The following is a 1,476-nucleotide window of genomic DNA, read 5'->3' as shown; positions in this document are numbered from 1 at the left end:
CTAGCAATAACAGAGGATATAACGCTATTAATGCTCAACACATAAAATAAAAAAAAGAGTACAGGGTTACCCTGTACTCTTTATAGCGTTATAGGTTAGTTGTACAAATTAAAACACCCGTTTTCGGATAGGTATCATAATAATGATATTTACCACCGGGATAATAAGGATCATTAACCGTATAATTTCTTAATACCGCAATTTGATTTAACCCATCATTTTTATACTCTGTCCATGGCACAATATTTTCTGCACCAACGGTATAAGAGCCAAAAGCACCCCACTCAGGCAACAAACCGGTACGTGCACTGCGCTCAGCAGATTTGTGCAGTGTAATTCTAGCCCCATGTGGACTTCCTGGGTAAAACGTATCTTCACCTGCCTGACGAAGATCCTCAGGCTTATAAATTTCATTTAAACGTGACATCCGCACGGCATCATAACCTGCACCTTCGGCCTGACACTGAGAGGCAACCTCTTCCGGTGTACTGGCGGTGCCTTTGTCAATAAACCAGTCTTGCAGGTTGATTTGATACGTTTGCGTACCGATTGCCCCACTGTTTTTCGGGATTGCGGTAATGGTAATAGTACTTTCACCCTCAACGGCTTTTCCGGTAAAGGTCACAACGCCTTTATCATCAACATTGACCCACGTTTGTCCGCTACTCACTGCCCAGTTGTAGTAGCCATTGTAGGCGGTTGAGGGGGTATTAATCCCTTTGCTGCGAATTTCAAATGTTGCGCCGTTATAGGCGGTACTTGGAAAACCCTCAGCCAAGCCAAACGCATGTGGGTGCTGTGGGGTGTTCACATCCACCCAAGTTGGGTCGAACACTTTGCCATCTGGGTTTACCTGTTCGATACCGTTATTAGCACCGGTGCTATCACTTCGAATCGTGTCTGTCTCGTCACTCTGCGCACCCAGCCCATTTTCTGCACGGATACTCAGTTCAATGACCTGACCAACGTCAGAGGCACTTAAGGTTGGGCTCTCTACGCGGCCAGATGTGCTAATGACTTGACGCTGACTCAGCGCCTCGGTTTTACCGGCATGCCCCCACTGATATTGAGAGCGATCAGTCGGTTCACCCATTTTAGGATCAAATCGGTAGGTAGCCGTCAGGCGGTTACCGATATTTAGCATGCCTTCCAGCGCCAGATCTTCAATCTCCGGTTTAATCTCAGGGGCATACTGCTGTGTGGTATCGATGGTTAATACATTACCTTCAACACCCTGACCGTTTTTAGCTTTTACTGAGACTTCAAGCACTTGACCAACATCACCAGCAGTCACTGTATAGGGTGGAACTGTACCGCTGGTGCTGATTTCAGTGGCATTGTCCAGCGCTGCGGTTTTGCCTTGATGCCCCCATTGGTGCAGTGATTTATCAACCGGATCGCCGTTATGTGGCTGCCATTCATAGCTTGCGGTTATAGGGCTACCCAGTTCGACTACGCCATTGATCCGCAGATTGC

1 protein-coding gene is annotated in these 1,476 nt (G+C 47.2%); it reads right to left on the bottom strand.

Translation table 11 applies throughout. The annotated features are described in order from the left end of the window. Positions 1 to 88: 88 nt before the first annotated feature. On the bottom strand, positions 89 to 1,476 hold a 1,388-nt coding region (locus tag ACRC27_RS05085), incomplete at its 5' end, for a hypothetical protein (RefSeq protein ID WP_438639335.1).

Source organism: Plesiomonas sp. (assembly GCF_051650925.1).
Lineage (GTDB): Bacteria > Pseudomonadota > Gammaproteobacteria > Enterobacterales > CAMTGL01 > Plesiomonas.
Note: the sequence above shows the minus strand (reverse complement) of the source record. Positions and strands in the feature narration are given on the sequence as shown.